Below are 13,709 nucleotides of genomic sequence, written 5' to 3'. Positions count from 1 at the left end.
GTTGTAGGTTCCACGCCGAAATGACATATTCCACGGGTAGTTGGCAGGCACTTGGCATCCCCGCAATTTGCTGTGGACGGGATACCGGTCCGGACTGAGAGAGGAGGGGCTGTGACGGAGTCGTCGTACTTGTTCGATGACAACCCGGCGACACAGGATCTGACGGGCTTGCATGCGGTGGCGGTCGCCGTTGCCAACGTTGCCGTGGACGCGCGGTTCGAGACGCTGACCGTGGGCCTGAACTCGCCGTGGGGCGGCGGCAAGAGCACCGCGCTGAACTTGATCGAACAAGAACTCCGGCCGCAAGATCTCCTGGAGGTCACTCGCGCAGCCGTCCTAGCCCTCGGCCTTGACCGCGTCGTGGTGCACGTCGAGGTCATGGTGACCGCGACCGGGTGCAAGATCGTCGAGGTCAACGGCCGACTCGGCGGAGACCTCATTCCCTACCTGGGTTCCCTCGTCACGGGTGTCAGGCCCGGCGCGGTCGCCGGCCACGTGGCGATGGGCGTGCAGCCTGCCGCCGAGCCCACACACGATCCAAGCGCACGTTGCGCAGGCATCCAGTTCTTCTACCCGGAGCGAGATCTGGTGTTCGAGGACATTGAGGTCGACGATGCGCTCGTCGATGCGAGCTGGTGCGAGAGCGTCCGTATCCTTGGCCAGTTAGGTATGGAGGCCCGGCTCCCTCCCCGGGGTTTCCTCGCACGGCTGGCCTGCGCTGTCGTCGTCGCAGACACGCCCGCGATGCTGACCGAGCATCTGAATGCGGCAGCCCGAGGCGTGCGGCCCGTAGGCCAGTGGCTGTAGCAGCGTGCGCTACCGTCGCCTAATCCTCATTCCCGGGTACGGGTTGGGTCCCCGATCCTGGGGTCCGCTACTGAGGGACCTTGACCCTCCTCCGTCGCAGGAGGTCGTCTGTTATCGCTACGACGCGATCTCCCTCCAGAGGGGAGCTCGTGCGGTATCCGTGCTCGACGCGCTCGCCGATCGACTGCGCAGCGACCTCGCCGACCCTCGCCCCACCCTCGTTGTCGCGTTCTCCCTTGGTACAGCCGTCCTCGGCGCTGCGTTGCGCGCGGGCGCGGCTCCCGCCGGCATCGTGACGATCGGCGGGCTGCCCGGTCCGGAGCCGATGAGTGAGGCGTACGCGGCGATCGCCGACGATCTGCCGCGCACGCACGGCCACGACCGATCGCTGGCGGCGCTCTCCGCGGAGACGGAGGATGGACAGATGCGCGTCGCCACGGAGCTCGCGAGCTTCCCGCTCCCGCTGCGGCAGCAACTCGCCACATCGACTACGGTCTCCTCGACACGTCAGTCGACCACCATCCCCTGGCTGCTCGTTCTCGGCCGCAGCGATCGGATCCTGGTGGCCTCGCATGAGGCAGGCCTGGACCACCTGACCTCGCAGGGGAGCACCGTCGTGATCGACGGGGGTCATGCGGTCCATCTCGATGCCCCCACCGCGACAGCCGAGGCGATCCGCGCCTGGGCGGGCCATCGGTGACGGGCCCGGGAGGCAACTCGAGCTCGGTGGACGACGACCTCGTCGCGCTGCGCCGTCTCGGCGATTCGCTGCCGCTCCCGCCTGGGATCCCGGTGATCGGGGCGATCGCTCGGGCTGACGTCGCGTTGGCAACCCTCCGGCATCACCCACACCTGCTATCGACCGCCGAGGCCGACCGTGTGAAGGGACTTTCGAACGCCGCTCAACAGGCCGCGTTTATCGCGGTTCGGGCTATTGCGCGTGTGGCGGTGTCGTCGCTGACCCGCACCCCGCCGGACGAGGTGCGCATAGAGCAGCGTTGCAGCGTGTGCGGAGCACCTGGCCACGGTAGACCCCGGATCCGGTCTCGCACCGGCGACTATGACGCGGTGTTCGTTAGTTGGTCGCACGCAGGGGCATGGGTGATGGTCGCAGCCGCCCCCGTGCCGATCGGCGTTGACATCGAAACCGTAGAGGCGCACGTGCCGCGCACTCCTGCCATCTTCTGCGCGAGCGAGCTGAGCGCGCTCGATCGATGCAACGATCCGTCGGAGACCGCATTGCGGTGGAGCGCCCGGTGCGATCCCGGCGATCGGCGGCGCGATGGACCTCGCGATCGGCGCGAAGAACGTCTACGTCATGACCGATCTGCTCACGCGTGACGGCACCTCCAAGCTCGTCGAGCGCTGCACGTATCCGCTCACGGGGGCGGCCTGCGTCACGCGCGTCTACACCGATCACGCGATCTTCGACGTCACCGAGGGCGGGTTCGCCGTGCGCGAGGCGTTCGGCGACAACACCGTCGCGTCGCTCGCCGAGCTGACCGGGCTCGACCTCGTGGGGCTCGACCCGACCGACACCGAACAGGAGCAGCCATGACCGCCGCCTTCGTCTACGACGCCGTCCGCACGCCGTTCGGACGGGCGGGAGGAGCGCTCTCCGGCATCCGGCCCGACGATCTCGCCGCGCTCGTGATGAGGGCGTCCGTCGAGCGGACGGGCATCGACCCCGCGCGCATCGACGACCTCGTCTTCGGCGACGCGAACCAGGCCGGCGAAGACAACCGCAACGTCGCGCGGTTCGGCGCCCTGCTCGCGGGGTTCCCGACGAGTGTGACGGGCGTCACGGTCAACCGGCTCTGCGCGTCGAGCGTCGAGGCGGTCATGCAGGGGTCGCGCGCGATCGAGACCGGCGACGCCGACATCGTGCTCGCGGGCGGCGTCGAGTCGATGAGCCGCGCGCCGTTCGTCGTCGAGAAGTCGCCCAAGCCGTGGCCGAGCGTCGGCAATCAGACCCTGTGGAACACCTCGATCGGCTGGCGGATGACCAACCCCGCGCTGCCGACGCCGTGGACCATCAGCAACGGCGAGTCCGCCGAGAAGATCGCGCGGGAGTGGGGGATCTCTCGTGAGGATCAGGATGCCTTCGCCGTGCGCTCGCACCGCCTCGCCGCGCAGGCCTGGGCGGACGGGGTCTACGACGGCGAGATCGTCGGCGTGCCCGGTACGACGCTCAGCCGCGACGAAGGCATCCGCGACGACACCTCGCTCGAGAAGCTCGCGGGACTGCCCGCCCTGTTCGCCGCGGACGGCACGGTGACGGCGGGCAACTCCTCGCCGATCAACGACGGCGCCTCGGCGGTGCTGATCGGCGCGGAGGGCGCGGTGGATGCCGAGCCGCTCGCCCGCATCGCGGGCCGCGCGGCGCACGGGGTCGACCCGGACGACTTCCCGATCGCGCCGATCGAGGCGGCGAACAAGGCGCTCGCGCGCGCGGGGCGCACGTGGGCGGACGTCGACGTCGTCGAGCTGAACGAGGCGTTCGCCTCTCAGTCGCTCGCGTGCCTGGCAGGCTGGCCCGAGCTCGATCCCGAGCGTCTCAACGTCCACGGCGGTGCGCTCGCGATCGGCCATCCCCTCGGTGCGTCCGGCGGACGCATCATCGGGCACGCGGCGCACGAGCTGGCCCGCCGCGGGGGAGGCGTCGCCGTCGCCGCCATCTGCATCGGCGTCGGCCAGGGCCTGGCCGTCGTCCTCGAGCGCTGATCAGCGCAGTTCGTCGCGTACGATCGCCGCTCCCGCGCTCAGCGCGCTCATCTTCTCGAGCGCGACCCGGCGGGGCAGGGGCGCCATGCCGCAGTTCGTCGACGGGATGAGCTTCTCGGCATCCACGAAGTGCAGCACGCGGCGCAGGGTGTGGGCGACCTCCTCGGGGGTCTCGACCTCGTCCGTGGCGACGTCGATCGCGCCGAGCATGACCTTCTTTCCGCGGACGAGTTCGATGAGGTCCATCGGCACGTGCGAGTGCTGGGACTCGAGCGAGACGATGTCGATCGACGAACGCTGCAGCAGCGGGAAGGACTCCTCGTACTGACGCCACTCCGACCCGAGGGTCGCCTTCCACTCGGTGTTGGCCGCGATGCCGTAGCCGTAGCAGATGTGTACGGCGGTCTCGGCGCGGAGCCCCTCGGCGGCTCGCTCGAGCGTCGCGACTCCCCAGTCGCGCACGTCGTCGAAGAAGACGTTGAAGGCGGGCTCGTCGAACTGGATGAGGTCGACGCCGGCCGCTTCGAGCTCGCGCGCCTCCTCGTTGAGGATCGTCGCGAACTCCCACGCGAGCTTCTCGCGGCTGCCGTAGTGCCGGTCGGCCAGGGTGTCGATCATCGTCATGGGGCCGGGCAGCGCCCACTTGATCGGGCGGTCGGTCAGGGAGCGCAGGAACCTGGCATCCTCGACGAACACGGGCTTCTCGCGGCTGACGGCGCCGACGACGGTCGGCACGCTCGCGTCGTACCGGTCGCGGATGCGCACGGTCTCACGCCGCTCGAAGTCGACGCCGCTCAGGTGCTCGATGAAGGTCGTCACGAAGTGCTGGCGGGTCTGCTCGCCGTCGCTGACGATGTGGATGCCGCGGCGCTCCTGCTCGAGGACGGCGCTGCGCAAGGCATCCTGCTTTCCCTCGACGAGTTCGGCGCCGGAGAGCTTCCAGTCGCCCCAGAGCTTCTCGGTCTCGCTCAGCCAGGACGGCTTCGGGAGGCTCCCGACGATGGCGGTGGGGAGCAGTCCGGCACCGGACGCGTTCATGCGAAGGGAGCCAGCTCGCCCGCCAGCTCTCCCGCGGCCCACCGCTGGAGCAGCTCGCCGTGGGGTGCGATGAAGCGCTCCTCGGTGTAGCGGCCCTGCGTGACGGCGAGACGGCTGCGCTCGTCTCGGTCGTAGTCGACCTGCGTGCGCGAGAAGTCCTGCTGGTCGAGCCTCGGCCGGTAGACGCCTCCGGCGGCGGAGTTCGCGTTGTAGATCTCGGGTCGGTAGATCTTCTGGAACGTCTCCATCGTGCCGATCGTGCCGATGAGCTGCAGCGGCGTGTAGTCGTTGAGCAGGTCGCCGCGGAAGTAGAACGCGAACGGGGCGACGCTCCCGGGCGGCATGAAGTAGCGCGATGCGAGCCCCATCTTGCCGAAGTACTCGTCGGTGAGCGAGAACGCGTCCTGCGCGTACTCGACGCCGAGCACCGGGTGGTGGTTGGCCGTCCGCTCGTAGGTGCGGCTCGTCGAGACGCTGATGCAGATGACGGGCGATTGCGGGAAGCGCGCGCGGTAGGCATCCGAGGCGAGGAATGCCTGAAAGAGCTTGCCGTGCAGGTCGCCGAAATCCTCGGGAACGGTGAACCCGCCGGCGGCCTTCTGCGCGGCCGGCAGCACGACGCTGAAGTCGTAGTCGCGCACGTAGGAGGAGAAGTTGTTCCCGACGATGCCGTGGCGGCGGATGCCGGTGCGCCGGTCGACGATCTGCACGTCCAAGAACTCGAGAAGGGGGAACTGCTCGTCGGTCGTGGCGCCCGGGCCGGTGAACTCCAGCGCGACGGAGACGATGTCGAGCTCGACGCCGTAGCGGTCGCGCGCCGGGTTGTCCCAGTGCGCGAGGTCGTTGACGCGCCCCTCGATCATCGTCAGGGCGTTCCGGAGGTTCTGCTGACGGTGCTCTCCGCGCGCGAGGTTCGCGAAGTTCGTCGTGATGCGCGAGCTCTCGGCGGGCGCGTAGTCCTCGTCGAATCGCGTCGTGGAGAGATGGAAGGTGAAGTCGTTCGGCATGATCCCCCATCGTGCAGGCATCCGGGATCCATCGGGAAACTCGATGTAACTATGCGCCGGTATAGCCTTTGGCTATGGTCAAGGCGTCGAGCGGCATTTCGCTGCAGCAGCTGCACTACTTCATCGAGGTCGCGGCGGAAGGATCGATCAGCGCTGCCGCCGACCTTCTCTACGTCTCGCAGCCGACCGTCTCGGCGGCGATGAAGGACCTCGAGACCCGGGTGGGGCGCGCACTACTCGTCCGCTCCGCGCGGGGGGTGACACTCACCGCCGAGGGCGTGGAGTTCCTCGGGTACGCGCGTCAGGTGGTCGAGCAGGTCGCGCTCCTCGAGCAGCGCTACCTCGGGCGGCCGCCGTCGCGGCGCCTCCTCGGCGTCTCGACGCAGCACTACTCCTTCGCGGTCGACGCGTTCGTGCGGATGGTGAAGGCGAGCGGGGCGGCGGAGTACGAGTTCTCCTTGAGGGAAACGCGCACGTGGGAGATCATCGAAGACGTCCGCACGCTCCGGAGCGAACTCGGCATCCTGTACCGGAACGACTTCAATCGGAACGTCATCGACAAACTGCTGCGCGACTCGGGGCTCGCGTTCCGGCCGCTGTTCTTCGCCGAGCCGCACATCTTCATCTCACGGAAGAACCCGCTCGCGGCGCGGGATCGCGTGACGCTCGATGACCTCGCCGACCTCCCGCGCCTGACGTTCGATCAGGGGGCGAACAACTCGTTCTTCCTCTCCGAGGAGATCTTGTCCACGCTGTCGAGCGCGCGTGAGATCCGCGTCTCGGACCGTGCGACGATCTTCAACCTCATGATCGGGCTCGGCGGCTACACGATCTCGAGCGGCATCATCAGCGACGACCTCGACCCCGAGATCGTCGCCGTGCCGCTCGCGGTCGACGAGCGCATCGAGATCGGCTGGATCGGTCACTCCGCGATCCCCCTCACCGACCAGGCGCAGCGCTACCTCGCCGAGGTGCGCACGGTCGTCGCGGGATTCGGGGTCGAGGTGCTCGGGTAGTGAGGGCGGCGACGGGCGCGAGTTCACGTTCGGACACGCTCCGGGGCGTCGATGAACTTCCGGTTCACACGCCTAGGCTGGCCGTCAGGTGTGAGGTGGGCGTGGGAGGTGGGGCGTGAGGTCGGGCAGGAGTTCGGAGCGAGCGAATCCGCGAGCGATCGGCGTCGTCGAGCTCGTCTTGTGCGTCCTGCTCGGAATCACCGCGGGGGCATCCTTCGCCGGCGCGACCGCCGACGGGTGGCTGTTCGCGGTCGGGGCGATCGCTGTCGTCGACGCGCTCATCGCGATGGAGCTCTCGCGCAGGGCGTTCCGTCTGGCGCCCGTCGGAAGGTCGACACCGGGCGAGGAGAAGTCCATCGGTTGGGTCGCGGCGGCGGCGTTTCTCATGACCGTCTTGACGATCCCGCTGTTCTTCGTCGGCATCGCTGTCGGCAGCCGTAACGTGCCGGCAGCGACGGTGATCGTCTTCCTGCTGAACGTCGTCGTACTCCTCGCGGGTGCGCGACTGATCCGCGCCGCTCGCGTGCTGTCGGTGACGCCTCCCGTCACTCCGCGCGACGCAGCTCGATGACGGGAATCGTGCGCGTCGTGCGTTGCTCGTACTGACGGAAGCCGTCGGATGCCTCGGTGAAGCGCAGCCATCCGGCATCCCGTTCCTCGCCGTCCAGCACGCGGGCGGTGACCGCGACGGTGCCGTCGCCCGGCGTTTCGATCTCGATCTCGGGGTGCGCGCGGAGGTTGTGGTACCAGGCAGGATTGTCGGGGGCGCCGGCCTTGGATGCCGCGATGAGCCACGTGTCGGGAGACGTGCGGATCGACACGACCGGGCTCACTCGGTCGATGCCCGACTTCGCGCCGCGGTGATGGAGGAGCACGAGCGACGATCCGAACTGCGCGACGTGGCCGCCGCTTCGGCGGAACTCCTCGATGACCCGCTCGTTGAACCCGCTCATGAGACCTCCCGTGCGACGCTGCCGTTGTCGGTGGACTCAGGGTAGCCCCGCGGTAGGCTCGAGGGTATGGGAACAACACACGCGGCGCCCGTGATGGGGCGCTTCTTCACGATTCGCGACCGTCGCGCCTGACGGCGCCGTCGCTGAGTCTCGCGTAAGCGCGCCGTCTTCCGGATGCCCTGGCACTCCGGCAGCGCGTTCTCTCCTCTCCTGACGCACGCTGTGCCGGAGTGCTCCGATCCCATGCTTTGGAGCGCTCGTGCGTACTCATTCATCCTCTGCCTCGTCTCGAGGCTCATCCTCCGGTGGCCGACATGAACTCGGCCAGAACTTCCTCGTCCACCCTCCGACGATCGCCCGGATCGTCGCGCTCGTCGCGGCGACCGAGGGCGGCATCCTCGAGATCGGCGCCGGCGACGGCGCTCTGACCTCCGAACTCGCTGTCCTTCGCCGCCCCCTGACGGCCATCGACATCGACGAGCGCCGTGTCGACGGCTTGCGTGCCAGGGTGGCACGCGTCCGTCTCGAACGCGCCGACGTCTTGTCGTACCCGATCACGCAACCGGTGGTGGTCGGGAACGTCCCGTTCCATCTGACGACGCCGATCCTCCGGAGACTCCTCCGCGAGAAGGAGTGGCGCGAGGCGGTTCTCCTGACCCAGTGGGAGGTTGCGCGCAAGCGCGCGGGCGTCGGCGGGAGCACCATGATGACCGCGCAGTCCGCGCCGTGGTTCGAGTTCCGCCTGCACGGCAGGGTGCCGGCGCGCGGGTTTCGACCGATGCCGAGTGTCGACGGCGGAGTGTTGTCGATCTCTCGTCGCGCGGATCCGCTGGTGGCAGTGCGTGACCGGCGCGGATACGAACGATTCGTACGCGACGTCTTCACCGGCCGCGGGCGCGACGTGCGCCAGATCCTTCGCGGGATGGCGTCGGGCTCCGGCGCGGCGCGGCGCGTCGACGCTGTGCCGGTCGAGCGAGGGTCGCTTCCGCGCGATCTCGATGTCGCGCAGTGGGCGGCGTTGTGGGAGGCGTTCCGGGGCGGGTGAGCGCGCGGGTGCGGCATCGACGTGATGGGCGTGACGCTCCCGGTGCGCCGTGCTCTCCGCGATCGCGCGAGAATGGACGGATGCTCCACGAGGTCACGCCCGGTGTGCTGGTCGCCACGAGTCGGCGGATGTCGACCACCAGCACGATCGTCACGGACGGCGAGACCGCTCTGCTCGTCGACCCGACATGGATGCCGGACGAGCTCGACAGCCTCGCTGCCGCGCTTGCCGACCGGGGGCTGAGCGTCGCCGGCGGGTTCGCGACGCACGCGCACCACGACCACCTGCTCTGGCATCCCGGCTTCGGGCCGGCGCCCCGCTGGGCGTCGGTGACGACGGAGCGATACGCGGCATCCGAACGGGATGGACTCGTCGAGAACCTCGGTTCCGACTTCCCTCCCGAGCTCGTCGACCTGATGGGGCGAGTGACAGGCGCTGAGGCGATCCCGGCATCCTCGCTGCCGCACGGCGTCGACGTGGAGCTGGTCGTCCACGACGGGCACGCGCCCGGCCACACCGCGCTATGGCTGCCACGGCAGCGGGTGCTGATCGCGGGCGACATGCTCAGCGACATCGAGCTGCCGCTGCCGTTCTGGCCCGACGACCTGCCCGCCTACCTCGCCGCGCTCGACATGCTAGCGCCGTACGCGGATCAGGCATCCCTCGTCATCCCGGGTCACGGCACCGTCGGCGGGGATGCCGCCGCGCGCCTCGATGCCGACCGGCGCTACCTCGATGACGTTCAGCGTCGCGGCTCCTCGGACGATCCGCGCGTGCGGAACCCCGGCATGGCGGAGGAGTACGCGCACCTGCAGCGCCTCGTCGCGGAATCCTCCGGTCGGGCGCCTTCTGACAGCATGGGCGGATGACGATCACGATCCGCGAGCCGGTCGCGGAGGATGCGGACGCGATCGCCTCTCTCCACGTCGCGACGTGGCGCGAGGCCTACGCGCACCTCCTGCCCGACGACTTCTTCACCGACGAGTACATCGCCGGTCGACATCGGATGTGGACGCACGTCCTCGGGGATCCGCGCGCCGAGATGACAGTGCGCGTCGCCGAGCAGGACGACGGCTCCCTCGTGGGATTCGCGTGGGCGGGGCCGTCGTCGGCTCAGGCGAGCGAGCCGCCCGTGCGCGAGCGCGCGCTCTACGCGATCTACGTCCTTGCGCGAGCGTACGGGTCGGGTGTCGGGCAGGCGCTGCTCGACGCGACGCTCGGCAACGGTCCGGCGCAGCTCTGGGTCGCGAAGGAGAATCCGCGCGCGACGCGGTTCTACGAGCGCAATGGATTCGCGTTCGACGGCACCGAGCAGATCGATCCGCACGCGCCGCTCATCACCGATGCGCGGATGGTGCGCTGACAATCGCGGCTCCTCAAAGTATCTTGATGTCGAGAGACTTTGGAGGATCGTGAAGCTTCATCATGTGCAGGTGTCGATGCCGCAGGGCGAAGAGGATCGGGCGCGCGAGTTCTACCGCGACGCGCTGGGGCTGACGGAAGTCGAGAAGCCGCCGTCGCTGGCGGGCCGCGGCGGGTGCTGGTTCCGCGCGTTCGACGGTGACGTCGTGACGGCCGAGCTGCACCTCGGAGTGGATGATCCCTTCGTCCCGGCCAAGAAGGCGCATCCGGCGCTCGTCGTTGATGATGTCGATGCGCTGGAGGCGATCGCCGCGCAGATTGACGCAGCCGGGTTCGAGGTGTCGTGGGTCGAGCGCGACACGCTGGAGTACTTCACCAGGTTTCACGCGCGCGACGGCTTCGGTAACCGCGTAGAGGTGCTGACACCCGCCAGAATCGAAAGATGACATCCTCAGGGAACCCCGCCGCTCTCATCGATCTCTGGCCCGCAGCCGGGGCGCGCGTCCGCGCCGGTGATCTCGAGATGCGCTGGATCGACGATGCCCTCGCCGTGGATCTCGCCCTCCTCGCGGGACGGGGCGTGCACGATGACGACGCGATGCCGTTCAACTACCCGTGGACGCGCGGGACGCCCCGCGAGGTCGCGCGGAGTGTTCTCGCCTTTCAGTGGTCCGCGCGCTCGCTGGTGACGCCGAAGCGACTCGTACTCGAGCTGGGCGTTCGGGTCGATGGCCAACCGGTCGGCATCCAGAGCGCCTCCGGTGATCGCTGGGCGGAACTCCGTGAGGTGGAGACCGGTTCGTGGCTCGGTCGCGCGTACCAGGGTCGTGGCATCGGCACGCGGATGAGGGCGCTCATGCTGCATTTCTGTTTCGAGGCCCTCGGCGCCGAGTCCGTCACGTCGTCGGCGTTCGAGGACAATGCGGCGTCCAATGCGGTATCGCTGCGCACGGGATATGTCCGCGACGGTATATGGCGCGCGGTGCGGGACGGGAAGGCCGCGACTCAGGTGCGCTACCGCATGGATCGGTCGCGGTGGGACGCTGTGCGCGCCGCCAACCAGGAGCTCCTCGGCGCCGACGTGGTGGTCGCCGGAGTCGATCGCCTCCTCGACGATCTCGCCACGGACGCAGGGAACGCGGAATGACCGCAATGCCGCCGCTCGCCCGTCGGCCGGACGATGCAGCGCAACGCTCACGCAACGCGCGCGTGCAGGCGTGGCTCAGCGTGGCGATCCTCGTTCTCGCCCTCGTCGGCCTGTTCGTCCAGGTGCACGTCGCGGCCGAGGCGGGACTTCACCTGCGCGCCCGCCGCCTCGGCGGATGGGGCGGACTCCCCGGAGCCGTGCACGTGGCGGCGGGGCTCGTGGGCGCGAGCCTTCTCGTCATGACGCGAGTGAACGACGGGGAGCGGTACGTGTGGCCGGTGCGCGGGATGCGCCCGATGTGGTCGCGAGGCCGAGACGCGTCGGTCGTCTGCGCGGCGGGGGTCGCGATGATCGCGTGGGGCGAGCTCGCGGTGCGGCCCACGCTCCTCGCGAGGGCGTGGGACGAGCGCTATCTCTCGCGCGTACCGCTCGGCGCCGGGCCCGACATGCTGGTGGCGGGGATCGGCGACGTGATGATCGCGTACTACCTCACCGTCGCGGTGATCCTCCTCGTCCACGTCGGCGGCCTGGCGCTGAATCCCGTCACCGCGAAACGGCATTCCGCGATCCTGGACCGCTTCCTCACCCGCCGAGGATGGCAGCGGCGTTGAGAGGCGCGGAAAATGGCGACATGACCCATCCCGACCCGCCTCGCCAGCTCCGCCTCATCATCGAGACGACCGAGTTCGACGATGCCGTCCGCTTCTTCCGCGATGTGCTGGGGATGCCGGAACAGCCCGCTTTCGCGACCGAGGGTGACGACCGGGTGTCGATCCTGCACGCCGGCGTCGCGACGATCGAGCTGGCCACACCGACGCACGTGCACAACATCGACGACGTCGAGGGCGCTCCGCGCAGCGCGCCGGGGACCCTCCGTATCGCGCTCGAAGTCGCCGACACCGTGGCCGCCACGAAGGCGGCGCAGGATGCCGGGGCCGCCGAGATCGCGCCGCCGATCGAGACGCCGTTCCGCACGATCAACGCGCGCGTGCAGGGGCCGGGCAACTGGCAGGTGACGTTCTTCCAGGAACTCGAGACGCTCGAAGAACGGGCCGAGCGCGACGGCTTCACGACGGATGACGCGCGGCCGCGCTGACGCGCACCGCCATGCGGCTAGCGAGCGGCTCAGGACCCGGCGGGGTCGGCTGGGTCGTAGGCGGTGTTGAGGAGGCGTCGCCATGGGGGATCGGTGGTCGTTGAGGGGGCGGCTTGGGCGACTGGTGGTGCGTTGCTGCGGTAGCGCCGCCCGGTCGGCGAGGTGAACGCGAGTGTTCCCCCGCCCAGCTGTTGAATGTGCCACGGTGACGCGTGCTTGAGGCGGTGGTGGCGTCGGCAGAGCAGTGCGAGGTTGTCGGTGCGGGTGGGGCCGCCTTCGGAGAAGGGGATGGTGTGGTCGGCGTCGCAGCGGGGGGCGGGTCTGCGGCATCCGGGCCACCGGCAGTGGCGGTCGCGGGCGTTCAGGAGGCGGCGGAGCCGGGTGCTGGGCCGGTAGGTGTCGATGCGGAGGGGTTCGTGGGTGATCGGGTGGGTCATGACGCGTTCCCAGCACGATGCTCCGGCGGCGAGGATGCGGGCGGTGCCGGGGTCGATGGGGCCGTGCCCGTCGAGGGTCGCGGGAGCGTTGTCGAGTCCGGCGAGGGTGAGGAGGGGCACCGTGACGTGCACGGTCGCGCGGATCGCACCGAGTCCGCCGTCGCCGTGCGCGGTGGGCGCGCCGGAGAGGAGCAGATCGCAGGCGACGTCGGCGCGGCGTTGGTCGAGGGTCCGGTCGTCGTCGTCCGGCTCACCGTCGGGGTCGCCGGATGCTGCGGCATCCGCACCGCCGACATCCCCGTCGCCGGGCGTGGGGGTGTCGAGGGCGGCCGCCATGTCGGTGATCCGCTCGAAGATGCCCTGGACGAGCACGGCGGGAGCGTCGAGGAGAAGACGGGCGAGTCCGTCCTGCAGGGCGTAGGTCTTCACCTGACGTGCCGCGAGGGCTTCCTGGTGGCGGGTGTCGACGATGTCGGGCTGCAGACGCGCTGCGATCGTGCGGGCGCTCTCCCGGACGGATGCCGCGGTCTCCGTCTCGGCCAGGGGGAGGACGAGGCTTTCGTACTCGGCCCGCCGCTCGGGGTCTAGCGGCATGCCGCCGTCGATGATCGCCGACGCATGCCGGTCATCGATCCGCCCCTCACGCAGCGCGTCGAGGGTCGCGGGATACGTCGACACGAGCGCCGCCCCATCACCCAGCCAGGACGACACGGTCCGCTCCCCGACCCGCAGCGCCGCGGACAGCTCGGCCATCACCTCCCGCAACGGGATCGTGTCACCGATCTCACCCCGGCCGCCCCCACGTCCGGCGCCCCGCGCCGCCTGAAGCTGCGCCACCCGCAGTGCGACCAGGTCCAGAGCCTCGGCACACACTTCGGCGCGCTCAGCCTGCAACCGCGACATCTCGACCCGGTTCGCCTCCGCCCGCGACACCAGCGCGGACAACTCCGCCCAGTGGGGGTCTCGCTGTAGCCGGTCCATACGCACTCCTGACGTCGATATCTCAACGTCCGGTGGCACCGCCGGCTCTACCCTTGCGGCCACATGAGAGGATGACCGCCACCACCAGCATAGAAC

At 69.5% G+C, this 13,709-nt stretch carries 16 protein-coding genes and 1 pseudogene; 13 read left to right on the top strand and 4 right to left on the bottom strand.

Features of this window, described 5'->3' with window-relative positions:
• Nucleotides 1-111 precede the first annotated feature (111 nt).
• From AC3ENQ_RS12160 to AC3ENQ_RS12145, 4 genes and pseudogenes are all read left to right on the top strand, one after another.
• Entirely contained in the window at nucleotides 112-807 is a 696-nt protein-coding gene (locus AC3ENQ_RS12160) for a P-loop NTPase fold protein (RefSeq protein ID WP_431804943.1), read from the top strand.
• Between the two features lie 4 nt (nucleotides 808-811).
• The gene (locus AC3ENQ_RS12155) at nucleotides 812-1,507 is read left to right on the top strand and encodes an alpha/beta hydrolase (RefSeq protein ID WP_431804941.1); all 696 of its coding nucleotides are present in this window, start codon (nucleotides 812-814) and stop codon (nucleotides 1,505-1,507) included.
• A 546-nt stretch (nucleotides 1,508-2,053) separates the two neighbouring features.
• Nucleotides 2,054-2,365, top strand: a pseudogene (locus AC3ENQ_RS12150) (CoA-transferase); the annotation flags it as partial.
• Nucleotides 2,362-3,531 (top strand): thiolase family protein, encoded by a 1,170-nt coding sequence (locus AC3ENQ_RS12145; RefSeq protein WP_431804937.1) that lies wholly within the window; start codon nucleotides 2,362-2,364, stop codon nucleotides 3,529-3,531. The pseudogene AC3ENQ_RS12150 and the gene AC3ENQ_RS12145, both read left to right, overlap by 4 nt.
• Here AC3ENQ_RS12145 and AC3ENQ_RS12140 read toward each other — a convergent pair whose 3' ends face one another.
• Both AC3ENQ_RS12140 and AC3ENQ_RS12135 read right to left on the bottom strand, forming a co-directional pair.
• Nucleotides 3,532-4,569 (bottom strand): methionine synthase, encoded by a 1,038-nt coding sequence (locus AC3ENQ_RS12140; protein WP_431804935.1) that lies wholly within the window; start codon nucleotides 4,567-4,569, stop codon nucleotides 3,532-3,534.
• The gene (locus AC3ENQ_RS12135) at nucleotides 4,566-5,576 is read right to left on the bottom strand and encodes a putative oxygenase MesX (protein WP_431804954.1); all 1,011 of its coding nucleotides are present in this window, start codon (nucleotides 5,574-5,576) and stop codon (nucleotides 4,566-4,568) included. Before AC3ENQ_RS12135 ends, AC3ENQ_RS12140 begins: the two co-directional genes overlap by 4 nt.
• Nucleotides 5,577-5,650: 74 nt before the next feature.
• Here AC3ENQ_RS12135 and AC3ENQ_RS12130 point away from each other — a divergent pair, with 74 nt between their 5' ends.
• The gene (locus AC3ENQ_RS12130) at nucleotides 5,651-6,592 is read left to right on the top strand and encodes a LysR family transcriptional regulator (protein ID WP_431804933.1); all 942 of its coding nucleotides are present in this window, start codon (nucleotides 5,651-5,653) and stop codon (nucleotides 6,590-6,592) included.
• A gap of 115 nt (nucleotides 6,593-6,707) precedes the next feature.
• The gene (locus tag AC3ENQ_RS12125) at nucleotides 6,708-7,163 is read left to right on the top strand and encodes a hypothetical protein (RefSeq protein WP_431804931.1); all 456 of its coding nucleotides are present in this window, start codon (nucleotides 6,708-6,710) and stop codon (nucleotides 7,161-7,163) included.
• Here the strand turns inward: AC3ENQ_RS12125 and AC3ENQ_RS12120 are convergent.
• Nucleotides 7,138-7,545 carry a nitroreductase family deazaflavin-dependent oxidoreductase gene (locus tag AC3ENQ_RS12120; RefSeq protein WP_431804930.1) on the bottom strand — a complete coding sequence of 136 codons (408 nt, stop codon included), beginning with the start codon at nucleotides 7,543-7,545 and terminating at the stop codon, nucleotides 7,138-7,140. The genes AC3ENQ_RS12125 and AC3ENQ_RS12120 overlap by 26 nt on opposite strands.
• Nucleotides 7,546-7,804: 259 nt before the next feature.
• On the opposite strand from AC3ENQ_RS12120, the gene erm reads away from it, so the two are divergent.
• From erm to AC3ENQ_RS12085, 7 genes are all read left to right on the top strand, one after another.
• Complete coding sequence (erm, locus tag AC3ENQ_RS12115) at nucleotides 7,805-8,590, top strand: 23S ribosomal RNA methyltransferase Erm (RefSeq protein ID WP_431804928.1); 786 nt, start codon at nucleotides 7,805-7,807, stop codon at nucleotides 8,588-8,590.
• 80 nt (nucleotides 8,591-8,670) lie between these two features.
• Entirely contained in the window at nucleotides 8,671-9,459 is a 789-nt protein-coding gene (locus AC3ENQ_RS12110) for an MBL fold metallo-hydrolase (RefSeq protein WP_431804926.1), read from the top strand.
• Nucleotides 9,456-9,953: a GNAT family N-acetyltransferase gene (locus AC3ENQ_RS12105; RefSeq protein ID WP_431804924.1), complete on the top strand. Its 498-nt coding sequence runs from the start codon at nucleotides 9,456-9,458 to the stop codon at nucleotides 9,951-9,953. Before AC3ENQ_RS12110 ends, AC3ENQ_RS12105 begins: the two co-directional genes overlap by 4 nt.
• Before the next feature lie 49 nt (nucleotides 9,954-10,002).
• Nucleotides 10,003-10,398, top strand: a complete 396-nt coding sequence (locus tag AC3ENQ_RS12100) for a VOC family protein (protein ID WP_431804952.1) — start codon at nucleotides 10,003-10,005, stop codon at nucleotides 10,396-10,398.
• A complete protein-coding gene (locus AC3ENQ_RS12095; RefSeq protein WP_431804922.1) occupies nucleotides 10,395-11,099 on the top strand; it encodes a GNAT family N-acetyltransferase in 705 nt (234 codons plus the stop codon). Before AC3ENQ_RS12100 ends, AC3ENQ_RS12095 begins: the two co-directional genes overlap by 4 nt.
• The gene (locus tag AC3ENQ_RS12090; protein ID WP_431804920.1) at nucleotides 11,096-11,710 is read left to right on the top strand and encodes a hypothetical protein; all 615 of its coding nucleotides are present in this window, start codon (nucleotides 11,096-11,098) and stop codon (nucleotides 11,708-11,710) included. Before AC3ENQ_RS12095 ends, AC3ENQ_RS12090 begins: the two co-directional genes overlap by 4 nt.
• Nucleotides 11,711-11,730: 20 nt before the next feature.
• On the top strand, nucleotides 11,731-12,195 hold the full coding sequence (locus AC3ENQ_RS12085; protein ID WP_431804919.1) for a VOC family protein: 465 nt from the start codon (nucleotides 11,731-11,733) through the stop codon (nucleotides 12,193-12,195).
• Between the two features lie 29 nt (nucleotides 12,196-12,224).
• On the opposite strand, the gene AC3ENQ_RS12080 is transcribed toward AC3ENQ_RS12085, so the two are convergent.
• Complete coding sequence (locus tag AC3ENQ_RS12080; RefSeq protein ID WP_431804917.1) at nucleotides 12,225-13,535, bottom strand: HNH endonuclease signature motif containing protein; 1,311 nt, start codon at nucleotides 13,533-13,535, stop codon at nucleotides 12,225-12,227.
• Nucleotides 13,536-13,709 lie beyond the last annotated feature (174 nt).

This window comes from Microbacterium sp. bgisy203 (assembly GCF_057706945.1).
This window is presented reverse-complemented; position numbering and strand designations above follow the sequence as displayed.

What these genes read in the sequence shown, in the direction of transcription:
- AC3ENQ_RS12120 (WP_431804930.1), bottom strand. Translation starts at nt 7,545, where the DNA reads ATGAGCGGGTTCAACGAGCGGGTCATCGAGGAGTTCCGCCGAAGCGGC.
- AC3ENQ_RS12140 (WP_431804935.1), bottom strand. Translation starts at nt 4,569, where the DNA reads ATGAACGCGTCCGGTGCCGGACTGCTCCCCACCGCCATCGTCGGGAGC.
- AC3ENQ_RS12085 (WP_431804919.1), top strand. Translation starts at nt 11,731, where the DNA reads ATGACCCATCCCGACCCGCCTCGCCAGCTCCGCCTCATCATCGAGACG.
- AC3ENQ_RS12110 (WP_431804926.1), top strand. Translation starts at nt 8,671, where the DNA reads ATGCTCCACGAGGTCACGCCCGGTGTGCTGGTCGCCACGAGTCGGCGG.
- AC3ENQ_RS12130 (WP_431804933.1), top strand. Translation starts at nt 5,651, where the DNA reads ATGGTCAAGGCGTCGAGCGGCATTTCGCTGCAGCAGCTGCACTACTTC.
- AC3ENQ_RS12145 (WP_431804937.1), top strand. Translation starts at nt 2,362, where the DNA reads ATGACCGCCGCCTTCGTCTACGACGCCGTCCGCACGCCGTTCGGACGG.
- AC3ENQ_RS12090 (WP_431804920.1), top strand. Translation starts at nt 11,096, where the DNA reads ATGACCGCAATGCCGCCGCTCGCCCGTCGGCCGGACGATGCAGCGCAA.
- AC3ENQ_RS12135 (WP_431804954.1), bottom strand. Translation starts at nt 5,576, where the DNA reads ATGCCGAACGACTTCACCTTCCATCTCTCCACGACGCGATTCGACGAG.
- AC3ENQ_RS12105 (WP_431804924.1), top strand. Translation starts at nt 9,456, where the DNA reads ATGACGATCACGATCCGCGAGCCGGTCGCGGAGGATGCGGACGCGATC.
- AC3ENQ_RS12080 (WP_431804917.1), bottom strand. Translation starts at nt 13,535, where the DNA reads ATGTCGCGGTTGCAGGCTGAGCGCGCCGAAGTGTGTGCCGAGGCTCTG.
- AC3ENQ_RS12095 (WP_431804922.1), top strand. Translation starts at nt 10,395, where the DNA reads ATGACATCCTCAGGGAACCCCGCCGCTCTCATCGATCTCTGGCCCGCA.